Source organism: Kribbella swartbergensis (genome assembly GCF_054784135.1).
In genome coordinates this window covers 13,906-31,738 of record NZ_BAAGPM010000022.1, presented here as the reverse complement: position 1 = coordinate 31,738, position 17,833 = coordinate 13,906, and the positions used below count along the sequence as shown (strand labels likewise).

Genomic DNA, 17,833 nt, shown 5'->3' with positions numbered 1-17,833 from the left:
TCGGACCGTGACAATCTGTCATGCCGAGTGGTCGCCGTCGAGCACCACCCCCGGCCCGGTCGCCGATCCGTCCGTGATATGTCGGCGGCGGGCCCTAGGGTCTTCGCACTGGCTCGTGACGGGAGTGCTGGATGGGCGGCTGCGGAGATTTGGTGATCGGGCAGTTGGAGTTCTACTGGGACGTTCATCTGTGGCCGCGGCTTCAGGGGCTGACGGATGAGGAGTACCTGTGGGAGCCGGCTGAAGGCGCCTGGACGGTACGACGGGACTCCATCGGGCGGATCGCAGTCGATCACGAGGAGCCGGTGCCGGATCCGCCTCCGGTGACGACGATCGCGTGGCGGTTGGTGCATATCGGGGTCAGCTGTTTCGCGACCCGGGTCAGTGCGTTCTTCGGCGACGGGAGTGTGCCGGACGACGCGGACATGTTCGATCCGCGACACATCCCGGCCGAGCTACCCGGCACGGCGGCCGACGGGCTGGCGTTCCTGGAGCACTGGTACCACCGCTGGATCGAGGCGATCCGCGGCCTGTCCGAGGACGAGTTGAACCAGCCGCTCGGCCCCAAGGGCGCCTACTTCGCCGACGACACCATGCTCGCCCTCATCGCCCTCATCGCCCACGTGAACCGCGAAACCATCCACCACGGCGCCGAAATCTCCCTCCTCCGAGACCTCCACCGCGCCGGCGTGGCAGGGTGATCGACGTGCGCGCCTTTGACCTGCACATCGTCTTCGACTGCGCGGATCCGGATCGCGTCGCACGCTTCTGGATGGCGGCCCTCGGCGGCTACGACTTCCCGGTGGGCGTTCCGGACGGCTTCGCGACCTGGGACGAGTGGGCCGACGCCAACGGCATTCCGCTGGACCAGCGCAACGCCGGCCGCACCCTGGTCGACAAGGAACGCGGCACCCGGCCGGACATCTTCTTCCTGCGCGTGCCCGAGTCGAAGCAGGTGAAGAACCGTGTCCACCTCGACATCAAGGTCGCTCCCGGCCTAGACGGCGACGACCGCCGTACGGCGATCGAAGCCGAAGCCGACCGCCTCATCGCCCTCGGCGCCACCGTGGCGACCCGCCTGGACGAACCTGCCGGTTTTCACCTCATCATGCGCGACCCGGAAGGCAACGAGTTCTGCCTGGCCTGAGCGGGAGGGCTCGCTGACCGAGGCGTACGCCGTTGGCCGCCGGCGACACCGTCACTCGGTGCCGGGGTCGGTGTGGAGGCGGACTTGTTTGATGCGGATGGACTCGTCGCCGTACAGGTCCAGTTCGCGGTGGGCGCCGTCGGGGGACCAGCCGGCCTCGGTGTAGAAGGCGCGGACGACGTCGTCGGTCGAGTTGACCCAGACCGTGACCCGGCTGAAGCCGTCGGCGCGGACTGTGTCGACGACCGCGTTCAGCAGTCGTGAGCCGTGGCCGGACCGGGTCGCGTCCGGCTTGATCGCGAGTTCGGCGATCAACGCGTCGCGTTGCGGGTCGGCGTCCGGGTCGTCGGACGGCGTGATCGCCGCGAACCCGACCGGCGTCCGGCCGGCCAGCGCGACCATCACCCGGTTGCGTGCCTCACCGGGAGCGATCAGCGCAGCCCGCCACTGGGCTGCGAACTGCGCGGGGTTCAGGTCCGCGAGCACGTCCGCCGGCAGCAGCCCGGCGTACGACGTCCGCCAGGCCGCGACCTGGATCTCGCCGATCGCGTTGGCCTCGGCCGGAAGCGCCAGCCGCACACTCGTCTCCGCCACCGGGCTGTCGCTCGCGCCGGACAGGTCGGAGAGGTTGGCGGGTTCCGGTACGCCGAAGTCGCTCATATGGACCATCCTCGCAAAGCGCCCCACCGGCAGGACACGTGGCCTGCCGGCGAGGCACCGAGGTCAGTAGCCGAGACGCCGCAGCAGCGTCCCGGCCGGCCCACGGTAGGACCGCGTGCTCATCACATAGGCGCCGCCCGCCCGGCCGGCCGGGAGCTGGTACCACCGTCCGACTTTGTGACACTTCGTCGGTGATCTGGACAGAAAGTGTCACATCTCGGCTATGCTGACCGGCATGGACGACAGCTTCCAGGCGACCATCGACGCCGACGGCCGGATCGAGCCGCGGGACGCGATGCCGGAGGGGTACCGCAAGACCCTGATCCGGCAGATCGCGCAGCACGCGCACTCCGAGATCATCGGCATGCAGCCGGAGGGCAACTGGATCAGTCGGGCGCCGTCGCTGCGCCGCAAGGCAATCCTGATGGCGAAGGTGCAGGACGAGGCCGGCCACGGGCTCTACCTGTACGCCGCCGCCGAGACCCTCGGCGTGGACCGGGCGGACCTGCTCGACCTGCTGCACAGCGGGAAGCAGAAGTACTCCAGCATCTTCAACTACCCGACCCTGACCTGGGCCGACATCGGCGCGATCGGCTGGCTGGTCGACGGCGCCGCGATCGTCAACCAGGTCCCGCTCTGCCGCTGCTCCTACGGGCCGTACGCGCGGGCGATGGTCCGGGTCTGCAAGGAGGAGTCGTTCCACCAACGGCAGGGGTTCGAGATCCTCTACACGCTGTGCAACGGCACGGAGGCGCAGAAGGCGATGGCCCAGGACGCTCTGGACCGCTGGTGGTGGCCGTCGCTGATGATGTTCGGGCCCCCGGATGCCGCGTCTACGCACTCGGAGCAGTCGATGGCGTGGGGGATCAAGCGGCACAGCAACGACGAACTGCGCCAGCGCTTCGTCGACATGACCGTCCCGCAGGCCGACGTACTCGGGCTGAAGATCCCCGACGAGGGCTTGCGGTACGACGAGGAGACCGGGCACTACCGCTTCACCGAGCCGGACTACACGGAGTTGTACGAAGTGGTGAAGGGCAATGGTCCGTGCAACAAGCAGCGGCTGGCGCACCGGGTGAAGGCGCACGAGGACGGCGCCTGGGTCCGTGAGGCCGCGGCGGCGTACGCGGCGAAGAAGGCTGCGCGGCGGGAGAGTGCGGCATGAGCGAGCGTCGCGAGTTCACGATCAAGCACAGCGCCGAGCCGTTGTGGGAGGTGTTCGTCCGGTCGCGTCGTGGGTTGTCGCACACGCACGTCGGCAGCCTGCACGCGCCGGATGCCACCATGGCGCTGCGCAACGCGCGTGACGTGTACACCCGCCGTCAGGAGGGTGTCTCGATCTGGGTCGTGCGGGCCGCCGACATCACCGCGTCGAGCCCGGACGAGAAGGACGAGTTCTTCGACCCGGCCGGCGACAAGGTCTACCGGCACCCGACCTTCTACCAGGTCCCGGAAGGTACGCCCCATCTATGAGCGCACCTGTGAACGACCTGTTCGTCTACACGCTCCGGCTCGGTGACGACGCGCTGATCTCCGCACAGCGCACCGCCGAGTGGATCGCGGCCGCACCGCAACTCGAGGAAGACGTTGCTCTCGGCAACATCGGTCTCGACCAGCTCGGCCAGGCGCGCTCACTGCTGCAGTACGCCGGTCAGGTCGAGGGCGCCGGCCGTTCCGAGGACGACCTGGCCTACTTCCGGGACGAGCGCGACTTCCTCAACCTGCAACTCTGCGAACTCCCGAACGGCGACTTCGCCCACAGCATGGCCCGGTTGCTGTACTTCGCGACGTACCAGCAACTGCTGTACGAAGAGCTCCGGACCAGCGAGGACGAGCTGCTGGCGGGCGTTGCGGGCAAGGCGGTCAAGGAGGTCGCGTACCACGTCGACCACGCGACCCAGTGGGTCCTGCGGCTCGGTGACGGCACCGAGGAGAGCCACCGCCGGATGCAGGCCGGGCTGGAGGCGTTCTGGCCCTACACCGCGGAGATGTTCGAGTCCGACGACCTCGTACGGCGCCTTGCGGTCGCAGTGGACCCATCGACGCTGCGGGACGAGTGGGACCGCCGGGTGATGGCGGTGATCGACGAATCCACGTGCAGCCGGCCCGAGGCGTCGTACCAGCACACCGGTGGCCGGTCCGGTCGTCACACCGAGCACCTGGGGTACCTTCTGGCCGAGCTTCAGCATGTCGCGCGCTCGCATCCGGGGGCGACCTGGTGATGGACATGGTGACGGACACCGACATCCTCGAGGCGGTCGGGGAGGTGGCGGACCCCGAGGTGCCGGTCCTGACCATCGCGGACCTCGGCGTGCTGCGTGGAGTGCGGCGCGAGGGCGACCAGGTCGTCGTCACGATCACACCGACGTACTCCGGTTGTCCGGCGATGGACGTGATCCGGCACGAGGTGGAGCTGACCCTCCAGGCGCTGGATGTCGACGGGCGAGTCGAGACCGTGCTGTCGCCTGCGTGGACGACGGACTGGATGAGTGAGGCTGGCAAGGCGAAGCTGACCGAGTACGGGATCGCCCCACCGACCGGACGGCGTGCGGCCGGCCCGGTGACGGTCAGTCTGACCGTCCGGTGCCCGCTATGCGGATCGCCGGACACCGTCGAGCTGAGCCGGTTCGGATCCACGGCGTGCAAGTCGCTCTGGCGGTGCAACGCGTGCCGGGAACCCTTCGACCACTTCAAATCCCTGTGAACAGCCAGCACAGCAAGGCGATCTGATGACGACGACTGTGGCCCGCCGCCGGGCGGTCTTCCATCCGCTGAAGGTGGCGGCGATCGAGGTGATCACGGACGACTCGGTCGCGATCACGTTCGAGGTGCCGCCGGAGCTGCGGGACGAGTACGAGTTCAGCGCCGGTCAGCACGTGACCATCCGCCGTACCGGAGAAGACGTCCGGCGCAGTTACTCGATCTGCTCGCCGGCCGGTTCCGGCGTACTGCGGATCGGCGTGAAGCGGATCCCGGGCGGTGAGTTCTCGGCGTACGCGGCGAACGAGCTGAAGGTCGGCGACGAACTCGAGGTGATGACACCGCTCGGACGGTTCGGTACGACGCTCGATCCGGCCAACGCGAAGCACTACGCCTTCGTCGCCGCGGGCAGCGGGATCACGCCGGTGCTCTCGCTGGTCGCGACGATCCTGGCCACCGAACCGATGAGCCGGGTCACGCTGCTCTACGGCAACCGGACGGCCGGGTCGGTGATGTTCGCCGACGAGCTGGCCGATCTGAAGGACCGGTACGCCGAACGGTTCCACCTGGTGCACGTGTTGTCGCGCGAGTCGACCGAGGTGGAGCTGTTCAGCGGCCGGATCGACGCCGACCGGCTGAAGCGGATGTTCACGACGATCCTGCCGGTGGAGTCGGTCGACGAGTGGTTCCTGTGCGGGCCGTACGCGATGGTCGTCGGGGCGCAGGAGCTACTGCTCGGGCAGGGCGTGGCGCGGGAGCACGTGCACGCCGAGCTCTTCCACGTCGGCGACGAGGCCCCGAAGGCTCCCGTCGACGAAGCCCCGATCGACGAGAACGCCGCTCAGGTCACCGTCATTCTGGACGGCCGCCGCTCGACGTTCCCGCTGGCCGAGCACTCCAAGGCGGTCCTGGACGCGACGCTCGCCGTACGCTCCGACGCGCCGTTCGCATGCAAGGGCGGCGTCTGCGGCACCTGCCGGGCCAAGGTCCTCGAGGGTTCGGTCCGTATGGACACCAACTGGGCCCTGGAACCCGACGAGATCCGCGCCGGCTACGTCCTCACCTGCCAGTCCCACCCCACCACCCCAACCGTCACCCTCGACTTCGACTCGTAGCGGAGGAAGCAGCCGCCGGGGGGCGGCCCGGCCGGGGGAGGAGTTTCGGGGCAGATCGTCAGTCGGTGCCGGACTCCATGGCGGCGCGGTCGAGGAGCTCGTCCTCCTCGGTGGCCTCGCCGCGGGACGCGATGGCTTCGGCGCCGCCGGTCGGCATCGCGCCGATGAGGTCGGTGGAGGAGGCCAGCGCGGGGTTGGTCGAGCCGAACATCCCGAGGCCGGCGTACTGCTCGAGTTTCGCCCGCGAGTCGGCGATGTCCAGGTTCCGCATGGTCAGCTGACCGATCCGGTCGACCGGGCCGAACGCCGAGTCCTCGATCCGCTCCATCGACAGCTTGTCCGGGTGGTAGCTGAGCGCCGGGCCGGTGGTGTCGAGGATCGAGTAGTCCTCACCCCGCCGGAGCCGCAGCGTCACCTCGCCGGTCACCGCCGTACCGACCCACCGCTGCAGGGACTCCCGCAGCATCAGCGACTGCGGGTCCAGCCAGCGGCCCTCGTACATCAGCCGCCCGAGCTTCCGGCCCTCGTTGTGGTAGCTCGCCAGCGTGTCCTCGTTGTGGATCGCGTTGACCAGCCGTTCGTACGCCGCGTGCAGCAGCGCCATCCCGGGAGCCTCGTAGATTCCGCGGCTCTTGGCCTCGATCACCCGGTTCTCGATCTGGTCGGACATGCCCAGGCCGTGCCGGCCGCCGATCGCGTTCGCCTCCAGCACCAGGTCGACCGCGGAGCCGAACTCCTTGCCGTTGATCGTCACCGGCCGGCCCTGCTCGAACCCGATCGTGACGTCCTCCGGCAGGATCTCGACCGTCGGGTCCCAGTGCTTCACGCCCATGATCGGGTCGACGGTCTCGATGCCGGTGTCGAGGTGCTCGAGTGTCTTCGCCTCGTGGGTGGCGCCCCAGATGTTCGCGTCCGTGGAGTACGCCTTCTCGGTGCTGTCCCGGTACGGCAGGCCGTGCGCGGCCAGCCACTCCGACATCTCCTTGCGGCCGCCGAGTTCGGAGACGAAGTCGGCGTCCAGCCACGGCTTGTAGATCCGCAGGTGCGGGTTCGCCAGCAGGCCGTAGCGGTAGAACCGCTCGATGTCGTTGCCCTTGAAGGTCGACCCGTCGCCCCAGATCTGGACGTCGTCGTCGAGCATCGCCCGGACCAGCAGCGTGCCGGTCACCGCCCGCCCGATCGGGGTGGTGTTGAAGTACGTCCGCCCGCCGGACCGGATGTGGAACGCGCCGCAGGCGAGCGCCGCCAGGCCCTCCTCGACCAGCGCCGCCCGGCAGTCCACCAGTCGGGTGATCTCGGCGCCGTACGCCGTCGCGCGACCGGGGACGGAGGCGATGTCGGGCTCGTCGTACTGACCGAGATCGGCGGTGTAGGTGCAGGGGACGGCGCCCTTGTCCCGCATCCACGCGACCGCGACCGACGTGTCGAGACCACCGGAGAAGGCGATGCCGACCCGTTCACCAACAGGCAGAGACGTAAGTACCTTGGACACAGGAAAAGTATGCACTCCCCTGAATGATTATGCAAACCCGCCACCCGCTGGCCGTACGCGGAGATCTGGCCAGCACCCGCTCACAGGGCGAGCGGTGTCTGACTTCGACCCAGCCGCCGTGCAACGGCGGCTTCACCTCCGCCGACCGCGCCGGAGGGTTTCACTCGGCCCCGCCGGGTCCGCGCGGACGGCCGCACCTCCCGCCCGTCATGCGCCCGGACGGCGCGCCTCCGTCCGCACGTCCGCGGTGCGCCTGGACTGGGGCGCCTCCGTCCGCACGTCCGCCATGAGGCCGGGGGGCGCGCCCGCCGGCCATCGCCAGGCGGGCGCAACCTCCGCCCGCCGGGGGTGGGCGGCTGCCCCCTTGCCAGGGCGCTCGGTGGTTGGGTCCCAGCCCACCTGCCGAGGTGTGTGATTTGTGTGACCAGCGTGGCTGGTGGGGGAGGTGGGGTCTGGGTTGAGAGGATGGGGTTTGCTGAGTTGAGGGGAGTGGGGCGCGATGATGGGGCGGTCGCATGCGTTGACGGGGTGGTGTGCGGGGTTGGTGGTGGCGCCGGTGGTCGGGCTGACGACGGTGGCGGAGGTGGTTCCGTTCGCGGCCGCGACGGCCGGCTACGCGCTCGTGCCTGACCTTGATCACCCCGGCGCCCGTGCGTCCCGGCTGGTCGGTCCGCTGACCCGCATCGTCTCCGTAGCGGTCCGCGCCTTCTCCGGGGTCCTCTACAACCTCACCAAGGGCCCACGCGACGAGGACAGCACCGGCAAGCACCGCCACGCGACGCACACGCTGGTCGCCGCGATCCTGCTCGGCATGCTCGCCGCCAGCGCGGGTGATCGAGGCAAGTGGGCGGTCCTCGCGGTGGCCGTGACCGGTCTGGTTCTGGCGGCCGACGTACTGGGTGACTGGTTGATCGTCCTCGTGCTCGGCGCCACCGCCTGGTCCGTCTCCGGTACGGCGTTACCGGGAACGACGGCCGCCGACGCCGTACAAGCAGGCCTGACCGGCATCGGCGGCTGGATCGGGGTGGCTGTCGCGCTCGGCATGTTCGTTCACTGCCTCGGCGACAGCCTCACCCGCTCCGGCTGTCCATGGTTGTGGCCGCTACCGATCCGCGGTGAGACCTGGTACGAGATCCGCCTGCCGCGGCTGCTGCGTTTCCGCACCAACGGCTGGTTCGAGCGGCTCGTCATCGTCCCGCTCCTGCTCGCAGCCGCCGTACTCCTGCTCCCCGGGGCCCTGCAGATGGTCGAGCGGCTGTTCGCCGCCACTTCGATCTGGACGGCGGGTCAGTAGTCCTGCACTCGGCCGGTGAGGTACGACGGGACGCCGCGAGCCTCGAGTGACGCCGCGAAGCGCTGCTGGTTGCGGACACCCGGCCAGACCTCGTACGCGAAGAGCGGCAGCGCGAGCACGGCACCGACCAACACCACCCAGAAGCTTTCAACCACGAACGCGAGGGGGATCGAGATCATGAACACGGCCTCGCAGACCGCGAAGCGCAGGAATGTCGACGTGGTGAACCGTCTCCACGACTCCGCCTCGACTTCACCGGCGGACCGGCCGCTGTACTCGAGCGGGGGCGTGCGGAAGCCGATCAGCTCGCAGAACCCGTACGCCACTGCGGCGGCCACCAGCACGATCGACGGCGCCCACAACGGCGGGAACTCGCCGATCCCGTCGGCCGCGAGGACGAACCACAGGGCGAAGGTCAGCAACGGGATCGCGCCGCCCATGGCGGCGCAGGTGACGGTCAGGGAGCGCTGGGCGGGAGAGGCAGTCGGCACGCGCCCGAGCGTAGCGGCCGGCGGACTCATGCACACTCCGCGATATGTCGATCACAGAAAGTATCCACAGAATTTTTTCCGGACTTTTTTGGCCGGAGCTGTAACGCCTACCGGGGCCGGCCCGATAGGACGAGTGAGCCTGGTGGCTGCCCGGACCCCCGAGCGGACAGCCACCAGGCCTACTCATTTCTCCGAGGCTTCGGAGCGGTAACCTGAGCCCCATGTCTCCAGCACCAGCCTCTGCCTCGACGGCGCCGCCCTTCGGCCGCCTGACGACGGCGATGATCACCCCGTTCCGGCCCGACGGCTCGCTGGATCTCGACGCTGCGCAGAAGGTGGCGAAGTACCTCGTCGACCGCGGCAACGACGCGCTGATCGTGAACGGGACGACCGGTGAGGCGCCGACGACCTCCGACCGGGAGAAGGTCCAGGTGGTCGAGGCCGTGCTGGAGGCGGTCGGCGACCGGGCCAAGGTGGTCGCCGGGGTCGGCACCAACGACACCGCGCACACGATCGAGTGCGCGAAGCAGGCCGAGGCCGCCGGTGCGCACGGGCTGCTGGTCGTCACGCCGTACTACAACAAGCCTCCGCAGGACGGGCTGCGCGCGCACTTCACCGCGGTCGCCGACGCCACCGGCCTGCCGAACATGGTGTACGACATCCCCGGCCGGGCCGGGGTGGAGATCAGGACCGAGACCCTGATCGCGCTCGCCGAGCACCCGCGGATCGTCGCGGTGAAGGACGCCAAGGGCGACGTCGCCGGAGCCACCAAGGTGCTGGCGAACACCGATCTGGTCTACTACTGCGGTGCCGACGAGCTGAACCTCGCCTGGCTCGCGATCGGCGCGGCCGGAATCGCCAGCGTCGTCGCGCACGTCGCCAGCGAGCAGTACCGGCAGCTGATCGACGCCGTGGTGGCCGGTGACCTCGCCACCGCACGACAGATCGACCGACGGATGGTGCCCGCCGTCGAGGCGATCATGACCAGGACCCAGGGCGCCATCATGGTGAAGGCCGCACTCAAGCTGGCCGGCGTCATCGAGCACGCGACACTCCGGTCGCCGTTGGTTGAGGCGACCGCCGAGCAAGTGGACTGGCTCACCACCGACCTCAAGACGGCAGGACTGATTGCATGAGCCATCCCCATCCAGATCTCGACGCGCCCGGGCCGCTCGCGCCGGGCGCTTTGCGGGTCATCCCGCTCGGCGGCCTCGGCGAGGTCGGCCGCAATATGACGGTGTTCGAGTACGACGGGAAGCTGCTGATCGTCGACTGCGGCGTACTGTTCCCGGACGAGAACCAGCCCGGTGTGGACCTGATCCTGCCGGACTTCCAGCCCATCCGGCACCGGCTCGACGACGTCGTGGCGGTCGTGCTGACCCACGGCCACGAGGACCACATCGGCGGCCTGCCCTACCTGCTGCGCGAGCGGGGTGACATCCCGGTCATCGGGTCGCAGCTCACGCTCGCGCTGCTCGAGGGCAAGCTGAAGGAGCACCGGCACCGCAACGTGCCGCAGCAGACCGTGGTCGAGGGCGAGAAGCTGCAGATCGGCCCGTTCGTCTGCGAGTTCATCGCGGTCAACCACTCGATCCCGGACGCGCTCGCGGTGGCGATCCGGACCCCGGCCGGCCTGGTGCTGCACACCGGCGACTTCAAGATGGACCAGTTGCCGCTGGACAACCGGATCACCGACCTGCGCGCGTTCGCCCGGCTCGGCGAGGAGGGCGTGGACCTGTTCTGCGTCGACTCCACGAACTCCGAGGTGCCCGGCTTCACCACCCACGAGCGCGACATCGCGCCGGTGCTGGACGGGGTGTTCACCAAGGCGAAGAACCAGCGCATCATCGTCGCCTGCTTCGCCTCCCACGTGCACCGGGTCCAGCAGGTGATGGACGCGGCCGTGAAGCACCGCCGCAAGGTCGCGTACGTCGGCCGGTCGATGGTCCGCAACATGGGTGTGGCCCGTGACCTCGGGTTCCTGAACGTGCCCGGCGACACGTTGATCGACATGCGCGAACTGGACAACTATCCGCCGGAGCAGGTGGTGCTGGTCTCCACCGGGTCGCAGGGAGAGCCGATGTCGGCACTGTCCCGGATCGCCGCGAACGATCACCACGTCGTCCAGATCCAGCCGGGCGACACCGTCGTCCTCGCGTCGTCGCTGATCCCGGGCAACGAGAACTCCGTGTACCGGGTGATCAACGGGCTGACCCGGCACGGCGCGAACGTGATCCACAAGGGCAACGCGCTGGTGCACGTCTCCGGTCACGCCAGCGCCGGCGAACTGCTGTACTGCTACAACATCGTCAAGCCGCGCAACGTGATGCCGGTGCACGGCGAGATCCGGCACCTGTACGCGAACGCGGACCTGGCCATCCAGACCGGCGTACCGGCACAGAATGTGGTTGTGGTCGAGGACGGTGTGGTGGTCGACCTGATCGACCGGAAGGCGGTCGTGGCCGGCAAGGTCGACTGCGGTTACGTCTTCGTCGACGGGTCGACGGTCGGCGACATCACCGAGACCTCGCTGAAGGATCGCAGGATCCTGGGTGACGAGGGTTTCATCTCGGTGATCGCCGTGATGGACTCTGTCACCGGCAAACTGACGGCCGGGCCGGAGATCCAGGCGCGCGGGTTCGCCGAGGACGACAGCGTCTTCGACGACCTGAAGCCGCGGATCGAGGCGGAGATCGAGAAGGCGATCGGCGGCGGCGTCGACGACATGTACCAGCTGCAGCAGGTGATCCGCCGGGTGGTCGGCAAGTGGGTCAGCGACACCCACCGCCGCCGCCCGATGATCATCCCGGTGGTCGTCGAAAGCTGAGAGAGAAGGTGGGTCGGGCATGAGTACGACGGTGAACGGTGCCGGCCAGCGCCGGCCCACCATGAAAGAGGTCGCGGCCCGGGCCGGCGTGGCGCTGAAGACCGTCTCCCGGGTGGTGAACGAGGAGCCGAACGTCAGCCCGGAGTTGACCGCCAAGGTCCAGGCCGCGATCAAGGAGCTCAACTACACCCCGAACGAGAGCGCCCGGATGCTGCGCCGGGGCAAAACCGGGACGATCGCGGTGGTCATCCGCGACATCGGCGACCCGTTCTTCGCCTCGCTCGGCCGGGCCGTCGAGCTGTGGGCCCGGTCGTCCGGTTCGGTGGTGATGATCGGCCTGACCGACGAGGACCCGGACCGGGAGCGGGACGTCTGCCTGGAGTTCGTCGCCCGCCGGCCGGACGCGCTGATCATGGCGCCGATCGGCGAGACCCAGGAGTACCTGGCGCCGCACGTCGACGCGGGCATGGCCGTGGTCACCATCGACCGGCCGGCGCACGGGATCGAGGCGGACGCCGTGCTGGCCGACAACGCGGGCGGTATCGACCAGGCGATCGACCATCTGGTCCGCCAGGGCCACCGGCGGATCGCGTACCTGGGTGACGACGAGCGGATCTTCACCGCCCGCGAGCGCGTGGTCGCCTACCGGGCCGCGATGGCCCGGCACGGAATCGAGGTGGACGAGGACCTGGTTCACCTCTCCGAGCCGACCACCGAGGGCATCGGCATCACGCTGTCCGCCGTACTGGATCGTTCCGACCCGGCCACCGCGTTGCTGTCGGCCAACAACATGACGACGGCCGAGGTCCTGCGCGGACTCGCGGGCCGCCGGGACCGGGTCGCGCTGGTGTCCTTCGACGACCTCGCCCTCGGTGACCTGCTCAGTCCGGGCCTGACCGCGGTCGCCCAGTCGGCCGACGTGATGGCCCGTACGGCGATCCAGCTGATGACCGAGCGCCTTCCGGAGCCGCACCGGCCGGGCCGGACCGTGCGCGTCCCGGTGAAGCTGACCATCCGCGGCTCGGGCGAAATCCCGCCCGCCAGCTGAGGTTCACCCGCCGGTCACCGGCGGGGAGCACGCTGACGGCATGAACTTGAGCCGCCGCCAGCTCCTGGCCGCATCCACTGTCGCCGGCGCGTCCCTGGCCGTCCCGGGGATCGCCGCCGCGACGCCGAATCTTGTCCGCCGCGACCGGCCTGCGTTGCCGTCCGGGGTCATGTCCGGTGACGTGACCGCGAACTCTGCCGTCGTCTGGTCCCGCACCGACCGCCGCGCCCGCCTTGTCGTCGACCTGACCAGCCACGGCCGGTTCGACCGGGCGATCCGGCTGCGCGGCCCGGTCACCGGGCCCGACGACGACTTCACCGCCCAGCTCCCGCTGAAGGGCCTGCGCCCGGGCCAGCGCTACGACTACCGGATCTCGTTCGAGGACGCCGACGGCCGCCGCGGTGAGGCGCTCGAGGGTTCGTTCAGTACGCCGGGACGCAACCGCGGACTGTCCTTCGTGTGGACCGGTGACACCGCGGGGCAGGGGTACGGGATCAACCCCGAGTTCGGCGGCATGGCGGCGTACCGGGCCATGCACGACACCCGGCCGGACTTCTTCCTGCACTCCGGTGACAACATCTACGCCGACGGCCCGATCCAGGCCGAGGTGAAGGTTGCCGACGGCACCATCTGGAAGAACGTGGTGACCGAGGAGGTCTCGAAGGTCGCCGAGACGCTGGCCGAGTACCGCGGCCGGTACAAGTACAACCTGCTCGACGACAACGTCCGGGCGCTGTACGCCGACGTACCGATCATCAGCCAGTGGGACGACCACGAGACGGTCAACAACTGGTACCCGGGCGAGATCCTGGCCGACGACCGGTACACCGAGAAGCGGGTCGACGTGCTCGCGGCCCGGGCCCGCAAGGCGTTCCTGGAGTACCTGCCGATGCAGCACACGGCTGGGCGCAGCGACAGCCGGATCTACCGCAAGGTGAGCCACGGACCGCTGCTCGACATCTTCTGCCTCGACATGCGCACCTACCGCGACGTCAACCCGAAGCCGGGCGCCGCCGGTCCGGTCGCGATCCTCGGCGCTGAGCAGGCCGCCTGGCTGGTCCGTGAGGTGGCTGGTTCCAAGGCGACCTGGAAGGTGATCGCCAGCGACATGCCGATCGGCGTACTGGTCCCCGACGGCACCGAGATCGAGGCCGTGGCGAACGGCCTGGCCGGTGCTCCGGCTGGTCGAGAGCACGAGATCGCCTGGGTGCTGAGCCAGTTCAAGCGGCGCAAGGTCCGCAACACGATCTGGCTGACCGCGGACGTGCACTACTGCGCCGCCCACCACTACGACCCGGCGCGTGCGGCGTTCACCGACTTCGACCCGTTCTGGGAGATCGTCGCCGGGCCGATCAACGCCGGCACGTTCGGGCCGAACGCCCTCGACCCGACGTTCGGCCCGAAGGTCGAGTTCGTCAAGGCGGCCGACTTCCCGAACCAGCCGCCGAGTGGCGGCAACCAGTTCTTCGGCCACGTCGACATCGACCCGCGCACCGGCGTCTTCACCGCGTCGCTACGCAACCTCTACGGCACGGTCCTCTGGACCAAGGACATTCACCCGGCCCGCTGAGGCCCGTCGTACCCACCGCTGCCCCGGCGCCTGCGCGGGATGCCGCCCACCGGGGCCGGTGGGTACGACGTTCAGCTTCGAAGCCGCGCCTGATCAGCCGCGAGCCGCTCACTGAGAACCGCGGCTCCCGGTCCTTCGAGTTGCGGCAGTACGACGCGGCGCCCGGTCAGCAGCAGAAGCAGCGCCAGCACCGGGCCCTGGATCTCGGCTCCGTCGCCTATGGACCAGTCGGTGTCGGTGGCTACCAGGCGCAGGCCGTCGTACGGAAGCGGCTTGAACACCTTCGCCAGTCGTCCCCCGCGGTAGTCCCACACCCGGGAAGCCGCCGTCGCGGCCACCTCCGCCGACGCCGGAAGCGAGCGGCCGAGCGGAACCGCGATGTCCTGCCCGTGCACGACGATGTCGATCAGCGTCTCCAGCGGACTGAGTCCGACGTTGTGCCGGCGCGAACCGACCATGCCGCGGATCTCGGCGATGATCCGTTCGGTCGGGAGCCGCGCCCGGTCGCGGGCGGCTGCCTGGATCACGTGGTTGAGGCTGCCCGGATGACGGAGTGCCATACGAAGGCCGTCCGCGAGGGTCAGTTGCTGCAGCGTGAGATGCGCGGCGACATCGCGGACGGTCCAGCCCTCGCACAGCGACCGGCGATCCCAGTCGTCCGGGGCCAGCGTGGTGAGGAAGTCGGACGTCCGGAGCCGTTGCGCGTCGATGGCGGCCCAGAGCTCGTCGTCGGTCATGGCTGTGCCTTTCCTACGCCTGCAAGGTAGCGCACGTCCGGCGGCGTGGAGCGCGTGCGCTTGAGTTCGAAGAAGTCGCGGCATCCGGCCAGGAGGCGTACGCCGTCGAACAGCCGCAGCGCGTCGTCGCCGAGCGGAACGGCGTTCAGAACCGGACCGAAGAAGGCCACCCCATCCATGTGGACGACGGGAGTGCCGGCCTCAGGTCCGACCGGAAGAACTCCCTCGTCATGACTACGGCGCAGCGCCTCGTCGTACTCCGCTGTGTCGGCCGCGGCGGCCAGCATCTCCGGCAACCCCACTGTCAGCAGAGCTTCGAGTGCCGCCGTGCGGTACTCCGACCGGCCCGGATAACGCCAGTGGTCGAAGATGCGGTCGCCGAACGCGGTGTGCCAGCTCCGGAACGCTTCGGAGCCGTGGTGCAGGACGACAGCGGTCGCCACTCGGGCCGGCCCGGCCATCGCGGAGAGTCCGCGGCGGTAGTCGTCGTCCTGTTCGCCTCTTTCGTTCAGCATCAGCAGGCTCATCACGTGGTAGTGCAGCGCGAGGTCGCGTCGTGCGGCGACCTCGCGCAGCCAGCAGGCGACCAACCAGGTGTAGGGACAGACGGGGTCGACGTACAAGTCGACGCGCGGCGCGGTGCTGGCGCCGGTGGTCAACCGGCTGCGGGCGGCTTCGGTGCGCTCGCGGAAGCCGGCGGCGGGCCGGACGCCCATGCGGTGGGCGAGATAGTCGGTGGTGACGCGGTCCCACAGGTCGAGGTCGGCACCGCTCTGCTCGTCAGGTTGCATGTCGTCACCGTGCGCCCGCCGGCGTCGGCGGCGCATCGTGCGAATTGCTCACCGCTTACTCAGCACCGCGGCGGCGGGCCGCCCAGGCAGCCACCTGGGCCCTGTTCACGAAGCCGAGCTTGCCGAGGATGTGCTGGACGTGGTTCGAGGCCGTCCGTTCCGAGATGACCAGGGCGTTCGCGATCTCCCGGTTGCTCAGACCTTCGGCGACCAGCCGGGCGACCTCGCGCTCCCGGGGACTCAGCGGGTCCTCGGGTGTCGCCAGCCGCTGGAGCCGTTCGGCCCACGGGTCCATTCCCAGGGTGCGCGCGAGGCTCAGTGATTCCACGGCGACCACATGGGCCTGCGTCAGATCTCCCGACCGCTCATGGGTCTCGGCCAGCAGACAGGCGGACTCGACCGCAAAGCCGGGTGCTCCGATCGTGCGGCACAGGTCAGCGGCTTTCCGGAGGTCGGCGACGGCCGTGTCCCACTCGCCGAGCGAGGCCGCGCACAGACCGAGCACCAACTCGACCGGTCCGAGGAAGTTCGTCGCGCCTGCTCCGCCCACGACGTACCGGCCGCGGCGAGGTTCCAGCCGCTCCCGAACGTAGGCCACGTCGTCGGTGGCGGCGAGCGCGGCCGCGACGTGGGCCGCGATGGCGAGCAGCGGCAGCTCGCCGGCAGGCCATCCGGGCCAGGACTCGGGATGGCCGCAGCGTTGATACAGGGCGGCGGCCTCGTCCAGGCGGCCCGCGTCGGCGAGGACGAAGGCGCGGCCGAGGCGAGCCGCAAGGTCCCAGCGGACGTCGGTCCCGAACTCCCAGGCCGAGGGCGCCAGCAGGTCGGTGTGGCCGCGGTGATGACCCAGCACCATCCGGAAGGCCACCTCCGCGCCGTGCACCGCGGGATGGCCGATCCGCCGGAACCCGTCCAGCGCGTGGCCGAGCAGCGCCTCGGCCTCCTCGAACTCGGCGCGGGCCTGCGCGAGCGAGGCCCGGGTGACCAGGACGTGCCAGCGGCCCTGCGGTCCGCCGATCCGTCCGGCGCAGCTCGCGATGCGGCCGATCTCCGTGGCGATCGCTGCCAGGTCGCCGGCGTACCACAGCGAGTCGACCCGCCACAGACGGCCGCGGAGCTCGACGTCGGCGCGACCGGTCGACGTACCGAGCTGGATCATCCGCCCCGCCGCCGCGGCCAGCTCGTCGAGATCGTCCGGTCCGCTGGTGGCGAGTTGACGTGCGGTGAGGGCCTCGGCGAGGAGATCCGAGTCCCCGAGGGGCTCGGCCTGCTCGAGCGCGTCACTGCTCACCGCCAGCGCCTGGCGCCAGCGTCCGAGGTACACGGCGGCCTGCGTCTGCCGGGCCAGTAGCTGAACTCTCGCCCGGGCTGAGAGGTTGGACGAGGCCAGAGCCTCGGTGCACCACTGGTGGATGTCTCCGTCCCACGCCGACTGCCCCATCGGCTCCAGCGCGACTGCCGCCTCAGCCAGCAGATCGGCCGCTCCTGAGCTGCGGGCCGCCCCGACGACAGCTCGTACCGCGGCATGCGCGGCCGGCAGGTCACCGGCACGGACACACGCCTTCGCGAGGCGGAGCTGCAGCCTTCCCCGTTCGCTTGGGTCGGGTGTCGCCGCAACTGCCCCTGCCCAGTGCCGCGCCACCTCCGCTGGGTCAGAGGTCGGGTCCGCCTCCAGCGCCTCGGCGATCCGGTGGTGCAGTCCGGCGCGTTCGCTGAGAGACAACCGTGCCTCGACCTCGTGGCGGCCGGCATCGTCGGCGAACCAGGCCTCGCCGGACGCGGCAGCCACGATGAGCGCGCCTGTGCGGACCAAAGCGTCCACTGCGGCCAGGAACTCGTCGCCCGGAAGGTCCACGACCCGGTTGAGCACGTCGAGCCGCACCCGCCCGCCGGCCACCGCGGCGGCGCCGAGCATCCGGTCCGGGACAGGCCCCACCGGCCGCGTCTTGGTCACGCTCGCA

At 69.8% G+C, this 17,833-nt stretch carries 18 protein-coding genes; 12 read left to right on the top strand and 6 right to left on the bottom strand.

What is annotated here, in order from left to right; all coding sequences use genetic code 11:
* Positions 1–152: 152 nt before the first annotated feature.
* Complete coding sequence (locus ACYVOK_RS18805) at positions 153–701, top strand: DinB family protein (protein ID WP_460663758.1); 549 nt, start codon at positions 153–155, stop codon at positions 699–701.
* 5 nt (positions 702–706) lie between these two features.
* Positions 707–1,147, top strand: coding sequence for a VOC family protein (locus tag ACYVOK_RS18800; RefSeq protein WP_460663757.1), 441 nt, complete (start codon positions 707–709; stop codon positions 1,145–1,147).
* A 51-nt stretch (positions 1,148–1,198) separates the two neighbouring features.
* Here the strand turns inward: ACYVOK_RS18800 and ACYVOK_RS18795 are convergent, their stop codons facing one another.
* Positions 1,199–1,807 (bottom strand): GNAT family N-acetyltransferase, encoded by a 609-nt coding sequence (locus ACYVOK_RS18795; protein ID WP_460663756.1) that lies wholly within the window; start codon positions 1,805–1,807, stop codon positions 1,199–1,201.
* 235 nt (positions 1,808–2,042) lie between these two features.
* Here ACYVOK_RS18795 and paaA point away from each other — a divergent pair, with 235 nt between their 5' ends.
* The 5 genes from paaA to paaE are packed head-to-tail and all read left to right on the top strand — an operon-like array spanning position 2,043 to position 5,622.
* Complete coding sequence (paaA, locus tag ACYVOK_RS18790; RefSeq protein WP_460663755.1) at positions 2,043–2,972, top strand: 1,2-phenylacetyl-CoA epoxidase subunit PaaA; 930 nt, start codon at positions 2,043–2,045, stop codon at positions 2,970–2,972.
* A complete protein-coding gene (gene paaB / locus ACYVOK_RS18785) occupies positions 2,969–3,280 on the top strand; it encodes a 1,2-phenylacetyl-CoA epoxidase subunit PaaB (protein WP_460663754.1) in 312 nt (103 codons plus the stop codon). The genes paaA and paaB overlap by 4 nt, the downstream gene beginning before the upstream one ends.
* Positions 3,277–4,029 (top strand): 1,2-phenylacetyl-CoA epoxidase subunit PaaC, encoded by a 753-nt coding sequence (paaC, locus tag ACYVOK_RS18780; RefSeq protein ID WP_460663753.1) that lies wholly within the window; start codon positions 3,277–3,279, stop codon positions 4,027–4,029. The genes paaB and paaC overlap by 4 nt, the downstream gene beginning before the upstream one ends.
* Positions 4,030–4,034: 5 nt before the next feature.
* The gene (gene paaD, locus ACYVOK_RS18775) at positions 4,035–4,511 is read left to right on the top strand and encodes a 1,2-phenylacetyl-CoA epoxidase subunit PaaD (protein ID WP_460663752.1); all 477 of its coding nucleotides are present in this window, start codon (positions 4,035–4,037) and stop codon (positions 4,509–4,511) included.
* A 25-nt stretch (positions 4,512–4,536) separates the two neighbouring features.
* On the top strand, positions 4,537–5,622 hold the full coding sequence (gene paaE, locus ACYVOK_RS18770) for a 1,2-phenylacetyl-CoA epoxidase subunit PaaE (RefSeq protein ID WP_460663751.1): 1,086 nt from the start codon (positions 4,537–4,539) through the stop codon (positions 5,620–5,622).
* Positions 5,623–5,680: 58 nt separating this feature from the next.
* On the opposite strand, the gene argG is transcribed toward paaE, so the two are convergent.
* Positions 5,681–7,114, bottom strand: coding sequence for an argininosuccinate synthase (gene argG / locus ACYVOK_RS18765; protein ID WP_460663750.1), 1,434 nt, complete (start codon positions 7,112–7,114; stop codon positions 5,681–5,683).
* A 499-nt stretch (positions 7,115–7,613) separates the two neighbouring features.
* On the opposite strand from argG, the gene ACYVOK_RS18760 reads away from it, so the two are divergent.
* The gene (locus tag ACYVOK_RS18760) at positions 7,614–8,408 is read left to right on the top strand and encodes a metal-dependent hydrolase (protein WP_460663749.1); all 795 of its coding nucleotides are present in this window, start codon (positions 7,614–7,616) and stop codon (positions 8,406–8,408) included.
* On the opposite strand, the gene ACYVOK_RS18755 is transcribed toward ACYVOK_RS18760, so the two are convergent.
* On the bottom strand, positions 8,402–8,899 hold the full coding sequence (locus ACYVOK_RS18755; protein WP_460663748.1) for a hypothetical protein: 498 nt from the start codon (positions 8,897–8,899) through the stop codon (positions 8,402–8,404). The genes ACYVOK_RS18760 and ACYVOK_RS18755 overlap by 7 nt on opposite strands.
* 221 nt (positions 8,900–9,120) lie before the next feature.
* On the opposite strand from ACYVOK_RS18755, the gene dapA reads away from it, so the two are divergent.
* Genes dapA through ACYVOK_RS18735 form a run of 4 tightly spaced genes read left to right on the top strand, consistent with a single transcriptional unit; the run spans position 9,121 to position 14,344 of the window.
* Positions 9,121–10,035 (top strand): 4-hydroxy-tetrahydrodipicolinate synthase, encoded by a 915-nt coding sequence (gene dapA / locus ACYVOK_RS18750; RefSeq protein WP_460663747.1) that lies wholly within the window; start codon positions 9,121–9,123, stop codon positions 10,033–10,035.
* Positions 10,032–11,726 carry a ribonuclease J gene (locus tag ACYVOK_RS18745; protein WP_460663746.1) on the top strand — a complete coding sequence of 565 codons (1,695 nt, stop codon included), beginning with the start codon at positions 10,032–10,034 and terminating at the stop codon, positions 11,724–11,726. The genes dapA and ACYVOK_RS18745 overlap by 4 nt, the downstream gene beginning before the upstream one ends.
* A gap of 19 nt (positions 11,727–11,745) precedes the next feature.
* Positions 11,746–12,774: a LacI family DNA-binding transcriptional regulator gene (locus ACYVOK_RS18740; protein WP_460663745.1), complete on the top strand. Its 1,029-nt coding sequence runs from the start codon at positions 11,746–11,748 to the stop codon at positions 12,772–12,774.
* Positions 12,775–12,814: 40 nt separating this feature from the next.
* Positions 12,815–14,344, top strand: coding sequence for an alkaline phosphatase D family protein (locus ACYVOK_RS18735; RefSeq protein ID WP_460663744.1), 1,530 nt, complete (start codon positions 12,815–12,817; stop codon positions 14,342–14,344).
* Positions 14,345–14,415: 71 nt separating this feature from the next.
* Here ACYVOK_RS18735 and ACYVOK_RS18730 read toward each other — a convergent pair whose 3' ends face one another.
* The 3 genes from ACYVOK_RS18730 to ACYVOK_RS18720 are packed head-to-tail and all read right to left on the bottom strand — an operon-like array spanning position 14,416 to position 17,826.
* Positions 14,416–15,081, bottom strand: a complete 666-nt coding sequence (locus ACYVOK_RS18730) for a maleylpyruvate isomerase family mycothiol-dependent enzyme (RefSeq protein WP_460663743.1) — start codon at positions 15,079–15,081, stop codon at positions 14,416–14,418.
* Entirely contained in the window at positions 15,078–15,872 is a 795-nt protein-coding gene (locus ACYVOK_RS18725; protein ID WP_460663742.1) for a mycothiol-dependent nitroreductase Rv2466c family protein, read from the bottom strand. The genes ACYVOK_RS18730 and ACYVOK_RS18725 overlap by 4 nt, the downstream gene beginning before the upstream one ends.
* Before the next feature lie 55 nt (positions 15,873–15,927).
* On the bottom strand, positions 15,928–17,826 hold the full coding sequence (locus ACYVOK_RS18720; protein ID WP_460663741.1) for a helix-turn-helix transcriptional regulator: 1,899 nt from the start codon (positions 17,824–17,826) through the stop codon (positions 15,928–15,930).
* Between the last annotated feature and the right edge of the window lie 7 nt (positions 17,827–17,833).